This window comes from Pseudomonas sp. GM33, from assembly GCF_000282295.1.
In the GTDB taxonomy this organism is placed as follows: Bacteria; Pseudomonadota; Gammaproteobacteria; order Pseudomonadales; family Pseudomonadaceae; genus Aquipseudomonas; species Aquipseudomonas laurylsulfatiphila.
On sequence record NZ_AKJO01000187.1, the window covers coordinates 1 to 6943 of the forward strand.

At 62.8% G+C, this 6943-nt stretch carries 6 protein-coding genes and 1 pseudogene; 6 read left to right on the plus strand and 1 reads right to left on the minus strand.

Annotation, left to right across the window (positions count from 1 at the left end):
* From PMI26_RS00755 to PMI26_RS00730, 6 genes are all read left to right on the plus strand, one after another.
* Positions 1-1522 (plus strand): ABC transporter substrate-binding protein (locus PMI26_RS00755; RefSeq protein WP_007980717.1); only part of this gene is annotated, 1522 nt, incomplete at its 5' end.
* Between the two features lie 186 nt (positions 1523-1708).
* Positions 1709-2668, plus strand: a complete 960-nt coding sequence (locus tag PMI26_RS00750; RefSeq protein ID WP_007980719.1) for an ABC transporter permease — start codon at positions 1709-1711, stop codon at positions 2666-2668.
* Positions 2669-2671: 3 nt separating this feature from the next.
* Positions 2672-3499, plus strand: coding sequence for an ABC transporter permease (locus PMI26_RS00745; protein WP_007980721.1), 828 nt, complete (start codon positions 2672-2674; stop codon positions 3497-3499).
* Positions 3500-3501: 2 nt separating this feature from the next.
* Positions 3502-5148 carry an ABC transporter ATP-binding protein gene (locus tag PMI26_RS00740; RefSeq protein ID WP_007980725.1) on the plus strand — a complete coding sequence of 549 codons (1647 nt, stop codon included), beginning with the start codon at positions 3502-3504 and terminating at the stop codon, positions 5146-5148.
* A 9-nt stretch (positions 5149-5157) separates the two neighbouring features.
* Positions 5158-5868, plus strand: a complete 711-nt coding sequence (locus tag PMI26_RS00735) for an NAD(P)H-dependent oxidoreductase (protein WP_007980726.1) — start codon at positions 5158-5160, stop codon at positions 5866-5868.
* Between the two features lie 354 nt (positions 5869-6222).
* Entirely contained in the window at positions 6223-6678 is a 456-nt protein-coding gene (locus tag PMI26_RS00730; RefSeq protein ID WP_007980728.1) for a YMGG-like glycine zipper-containing protein, read from the plus strand.
* Here PMI26_RS00730 and PMI26_RS32090 read toward each other — a convergent pair.
* Positions 6679-6943: pseudogene (locus PMI26_RS32090) on the minus strand (hypothetical protein); the annotation flags it as partial.

Consider the following 6943-nt stretch of genomic DNA (forward strand, 5'->3'; position numbering starts at 1 on the left):
GCCAGCCGCGGCGGTGGCCGGGGCGTTCTCCATGGGGCTGCCGTTTGGCGCCCTTGCCGGGGAGGCCACGCCAAAACCGGGTGGCGTGTTGCGTCTGGGCCTGGCGGGCGGCAGCACCACGGACTCGAAAGATCCGGGTTCCTGGTCCGACACCTTCACCTTCGTCGGCTTCTCGGCGGTCTATAACACCCTGACCGAAATTGCCGTCGACGGCAGCGCCATCCCCGAACTGACCGAAAGCTGGACCTCGACCCCGGACGCGCGTGTCTGGACGTTCAAGATTCGTCAGGGCGTGACCTTCCACAACGGCAAGACCCTGACCGCCGATGACGTGGTGGCGTCGATCCAGCATCACCTCGGCGAAAAATCCACCTCGGCAGCCAAGACCGTGCTGGGTGACGTGGCCAAAGTCAGTGCCAATGGCAGCGACAGCGTGGTGTTCGAACTGCACTCGGGCAACGCTGATTTCTCTTACGTGGTTGCCGATTACCACTTGGCGATCATGCCGAGCAAGGACGGCGCGGCAGACTGGCAGGCCGGCGCTGGCACCGGTGGCTATCGCCTCAAGGACTTCGAGCCGGGCGTGCGCATGACCCTGGAGCGCAGCCCCGATTACTGGAAACCGGGGCGCGCGCACTTCGCCAGCGCCGAGTTGATCGCGATCTCCGACGGCGCGGCACGGGTCAATGCGCTGGTCACCGGGCAAGTGGATGTGATCAACAAGGTCGACCTGAAAACCGTCGCGCTGCTCAAGCGCAACCCGAACCTGGTCATCGAAGAAACCAAAGGCGCCCAGCACTACACCTTCCCGATGCTCACCGACAGCCAGGTCTTCCTGAACAACGACGTGCGCCTGGCGATGAAGCACGCGATCAACCGCGAAACCCTGCTGGCTTCGGTGCTGCACGGCTATGGCCTGGTGGGCAACGACCACCCGATCCAGCCCGGCAGCCGCTTCATCAACACTGCGCTGGAGCAACGCACCTACGATCCGGACAAATCGCGCTTCTACCTGAAGAAGGCCGGTCTGGATTCGCTCAAGGTCCGTCTGCAAGCCTCCGACGCGGCCTACACCGGCGCCGTGGACGCCTCGGTGCTGTTCAAGGAGCAGGCCCGCGCTGCCGGGATCGACATCGACGTGGTGCGCGAGCCGGCCGATGGCTTCTTCTCCAACGTGTGGATGAAGCAACCCTTCACCACCTCGTTCTGGTACAGCAGCCTGACCGCCGACCGCATGTTCAGCATCGGCTACGCCAAGGGCGCGGCCTGGAACGAAACCCACTGGGACAACCCGCGCTTCAATCAACTGCTCAACGCCGCTCGCGGCGAAATGAACGACCCGCTGCGCCGCGAGATGTACAACGAAATGCAGGCGCTGTGCCGGGACGAGGGCGGGGCGATCGTGCCGCTGTTCGCCAGTTCCGTAGCGGCGCGTTCCAACAAGGTCGTTCATGGCGGCCAGACGGCGCCCTACGGTGAACTGGATGGCCTGCGGGTGATCGAGCGCTGGTGGCAGGCATAAACCGGAAAGTTGAACCGTGGAGATCAACTGTGGGAGCGAGCTTGCTCGCGATGACGGCAACACATTCAACATCAATGTTGGCTGACAGTCCGCTATCGCGAGCAAGCTCGCTCCCACAGGGGGTCGTGTTCCCACAGTAGAAATTTTCAGGATTATGCAAGCGTGCCCACTTCAAGGAACTGCACGATGAGAAGTATTTTCAAGCTGTTGGGACAGCGCCTCGCCTTAGGCCTGCTGTCCCTGTTCGCCGTCTCAGTGATCATCTTCCTGGCCGTCGGCATGCTCCCAGGCGACATCGCCCAGGCCATGCTCGGCCAGTCAGCCACCCCGGAAACCGTGGCGGCCTACCGGGCGCAACTTGGGCTGGACTTGCCGCCGTTGAGCCGTTTCGGCCACTGGATCTGGCAGCTGTTGCACGGTGACCTTGGCGTATCGCTGGCCAACCAGCGACCCATCGCCGAACTGGTCGGCTCGCGCCTGGGCAACACCTTCAGCCTCGCCTTGCTGGCGGCCCTGGTGTCGGTGCCGCTGGCATTGTGTCTGGGGATGCTCGCCGCGCTGTACCGCAACAGCTGGTTCGACCGCTTGCTCAACACCTCGGCCCTGAGCGCGGTGTCGTTCCCCGAGTTCTTCGTTGCCTACATCCTGATCCTGGTGTTCGCGGTGAAGCTCAACTGGTTCCCGAGCATTTCCAACCTGGCGCCGGACGCTTCGTTGGGCACGATTCTGGAACGCTCGGTGTTGCCGGTGGCGACCCTGAGCCTGGTGGTGATCGCGCAGATGATGCGCATGACCCGCGCCTCGTTGATCAACCTGCTGGCCAGCCCCTACATCGAAATGGCCCGGCTCAAGGGCATCAGCCAGTCGCGGATCATCTTCCGGCATGCCTTGCCCAATGCCCTGGCGCCCATCGTCAACGTGGTGGCGTTGAACCTCGCGTACCTGGTGGTCGGCGTGGTGGTGGTCGAAGTGGTGTTTGTCTATCCGGGGCTCGGCCAGTTGCTGGTGGACTCGGTGGCCAAGCGCGACATTCCGGTGGTGCAGGCCTGCAGCCTGATCTTCGCCGCGACCTACATCCTGCTCAACACCAGCGCTGATGTGCTGTCGATCGCCAGCAACCCACGCCTGATGCATCCGAAGGGGTAGACCATGAGCCTGTTAAAACACGTGTGGCGGGCGCCCCTGAGCGCCCAGTTCGGTTTGTTGATGATCCTGCTTTACGTGCTGGTGGCGGTGTTTGCGCCGGTACTGGCGCCGTTCGGCGAAACCCAGGTGGTGGGCGGGGGCTTTGAGCCGTGGGGCGGGCAGTTCCTGTTGGGCACCGACAACCTGGGGCGCGACATGTTCAGCCGCCTGGTCTATGGCGCGCGCAATACCCTGGGCATTGCCTTCCTCACCACGGTGCTGGCGTTTTTGCTCGGTGGGTCCTGCGGCTTGATCGCGGCGATCAAGGGCGGCTGGGTCGATCAGGGATTGTCGCGGGTGGTGGACATCCTCATGGCCATTCCGCAACTGATCTTCGCCTTGCTGATCCTCAGCGTGGTCGGTACCACGGCGACGTCGCTGGTGCTGGTGATTGCGCTGCTGGATGCGACCCGGGTGTTTCGCCTGTCGCGCGCGGTGGCCATGAACGTGGTGGTACAGGACTTCGTCGAAGCCGCGCGCCTGCGCGGTGAAGGCCTGTGCTGGCTGGTGACCCGCGAGGTGCTGCCGAACGCCGCGGCGCCGCTGATTGCCGAGTTCGGCCTGCGCTTCTGCTTCGTGTTCCTGTTCATCAGTGCCTTGTCGTTCCTCGGCCTGGGCATTCAACCGCCTACCGCCGACTGGGGCAGTATGGTGCGCGACAACGCCGTGCTGATCACCTTCGGCGACATCAGTCCGTTGCTGCCCGCCCTGGCCGTGGCCTTGATCACGGTCAGCGTCAACTTCGTCGTCGACTGGATGCTGCACAAATCCAGCGGCCTCAAGGAATGCTGAACATGACGACCACAAAACCTTTGCTGGAAATCCGCGACCTGCACATCGAAGGCCATTACGAAGACGCCTGGCATCCGCTGATCAAGGGCATCGACCTGACCCTGCAACGGGGCGAAGTGCTGGGGCTGATCGGCGAGTCCGGCGCGGGCAAGTCGACCCTCGGCCTGTCGGCCATGGGCTATACCCGCGACGGCTGCCGAATCACCGGCGGCTCGGTGCACTTCGACGGCATCGACCTGCTCAAGGCCAAACCCGAAGCCCTGCGCAAACTGCGGGGGCTGCGTATTGCCTATGTGGCACAGAGCGCGGCGGCCTCGTTCAACCCAGCCCATCGACTGATCGACCAGCACGTAGAAACCGCTGTGAAAAACGGCGGTATGAGTCGCGACCAGGCCATGCGCGAGGCAGTGGAACTGTATCGGGTGCTGCGCCTGCCCAACCCCGAAACCATCGGCCAGCGCTATCCGCATCAGGTCTCCGGCGGCCAGTTGCAGCGGGTCATGACCGCGATGGCCATGGCTTGTCACCCGGACCTGATCATCTTCGACGAACCGACCACGGCGCTGGACGTCACCACCCAGATCGAAGTCCTCGCCGCCATTCGCGACGCCGTGGCGACCTATGGCAGCGCGGCGATCTACATCAGCCACGACCTGGCGGTGGTCGCGCAGATGGCCGACCGCATCATGGTGCTGCGCCACGGCAAACTGGTGGAAGAGGCCGAGACCCGCAAGATGCTCGGCGACCCGCAGGAGGACTACACCAAGTCACTGTGGGCGGTGCGCAGTTTCCGCACCGAGCCCAAGGCCAGCCCGCAACAGGAACAACCGCTGCTGGAACTGCGCAACAGCTTTGCCAGTTACGGCCGGCAACCGGTGCTGCACGACGTATCGTTGAAGCTGTATCGCGGCCAGACCCTGGCGGTGATCGGCGAATCCGGTAGCGGCAAGAGCTCCACGGCGCGGCTGATCACCGGCTTGCTGCCGCCGACCTATGGCGAGGTGCTGTACGACGGCCAGCCATTGCCCGGGGACTTTCGCCAGCGCAGCAAGGAGCAACTGCGGCGCATCCAGATGATCTATCAGATCCCCGACACGGCGCTGAACCCGCGTCAGCGCATCGTCGATATCATTGGTCGGCCATTGACGTTTTATCTGGGTCTCAAGGGCAAGGCCATGCGCGCCCGGGTCGCTGAACTGCTGGAGATGATCGAGCTCGACCCGGCGACCTTCATGGAGCGTCAACCCCGGGAACTGTCGGGCGGGCAGAAACAACGCATCTGCATCGCCAGGGCCCTGGCGGCCGATCCGCAACTGATCATCTGCGACGAAGTGACCTCGGCCCTCGACCAACTGGTCGCCGAAGGCGTACTGAAATTGCTTAACCGCATCCAGCAACAACTGGGTGTCGCCTATCTGTTCATCACCCATGACGTCGCCACTGTTCGGGCGATTGCCGATGAGGTATTGGTGATGCAACGGGGCAGGGTGGTGGACCACGGCTCGCGCAGCCAGATCTTCACCCCGCCGCATCAGGACTACACCGGGCTGCTGTTTTCTTCCGAACCGCAAATGGACCCCGACTGGCTCGACCGCTTGCTGGCCACGCGCGCTTGCACACCTTCAACCGATACGCTGGAAAAAGTCTAAGGAACCACCATGAAAGTACTGATCGTCCACGCTCACCCGGAGCCGCAATCCTTCACCGCCGCCCTGCGTGACCAGGCCGTCGCCACGCTCGAAGCTCAGGGCCACGAAGTGCAGGTCAGCGACCTGTACAAAATGAACTGGAACCCGGTGGCCAGCGACGCCGACTTCTCGAATCGGGAAAACCCCGAGTACCTGGTCTATGCCCTGGAACAACGCCTGGGCGTGAAGAGCCAGTCGCTGGCGCCGGACATCCAGGCCGAGCTGGACAAACTGCTGTGGGCCGACCTGCTGATCCTCAACTTCCCGATCTTCTGGTTCTCCACCCCGGCCATGCTCAAGGGCTGGATTGATCGGGTGCTGGTGTCCGGCATCTGCTATGGCGGCAAGCGTTTCTACGATCAGGGTGGGTTGGCCGGCAAGAAAGCGCTGGTGACCGTGACCCTGGGTGGCCGTGAACACATGTTCGGTGAGGGCGCGATCCACGGTCCGTTGGAGGACATGCTGCGGCCGATCCTGCGCGGCACTCTGGCTTATGTCGGTTTTGACGTGCTGGAACCCTTCGTGGCCTGGCATGTGCCGTATATCAGTGAAGATGCGCGCCAGCAATTTCTGGTTGATTACGGCCAGCGCCTGCAACACCTGAGTGATGATCAGCCGTTGGTATTCCCGAAGCTGTCGCAGTTCGATGACAAGCTCTATCCGCTGGCCACCAAGGCCTGATCAACACCGCTAACCCTGTGGGAGCGGGCTTGCTCCGGGCGGCGATCCGACGAATACGGTGGCACAGTCAACATTGATGTCGGCTGACCCTCCGCCTTCGCGAGCAAGCCCGCTCCCACAGTTTGATCTTCATTGCATTCGAATCCCCCGCGCCATTGTTCTGAATACACGTCTTACCTTGCTTTCGGCCTCATGCCCCTTCGGGGGATTGGCGCCTGACAAAAATGATGATGCCGGCGCGTTGGGTCGACGACCGGCTGGAGATCGAGCCCACCGCCGGTCAGTAACCGGGTGGCTGATGGGGGCTGATCTAAACTCCTGTTGGGGGTGAACCAGGTTCATCCGGAGGTCATCATGAAAAAACTGTCACCTATCAGTCTGTGTCTCGCCTTGTCGGTTTTGAGCGCCCCGGGATGGGCGCAAACGGTAGTGCCGATGAAAGGGCAAAGCTCGCAACAAACCCAGGCCGACATCAACGAATGCAACAGCATCGCCGCCAGCCAAAGCGCCTCGACGGCTTCCACGCCTTCCGGTGGGCGGGTCAAGGGCGCCGCTGCCGGGGCTGCCGCTGGCGCGGTTGGGGCCCAGGTGCGCGGCAATCAACATGACGAGGTTTATGATCGTGTCGACGATGACAGGAAACAGGACTATCGCCAGAACCGCGCCAAGGAGACGGCGGCGGCCGGCGCCGTAGTCGGTGCGTCACGTCAGCGCCAGGAACGCCGGGAGCAATCGAAAACCACCCAGGCGAACACCACGTCGGCTTACACCAGCTGTTTGCAGGGCAAGGGGTATCAGGTGAACCCTTGATCAGATACTGAACACACCGTAACTGTAGGAGCGAGCTCGCTCGCGATGGTCGTCAACGAAAACGCGGGCTGGCAGGTACCCCGCGGTGTTCTCCGGTTTATCGCGAGCAGGCTCGCTCCTACAGAGGGCATTGGCCGCGGGCGAAAACACAAACCCTGTAGGAGCGAGCCCGCTCGCGATGGTCGTCAACGAAAACGCTGGCTGGCAGGTGCCCCGCGGTGTTCTCTGGTTTTTCGCGAGCAGGCTGTTCTGGTCAAGTTTTGCC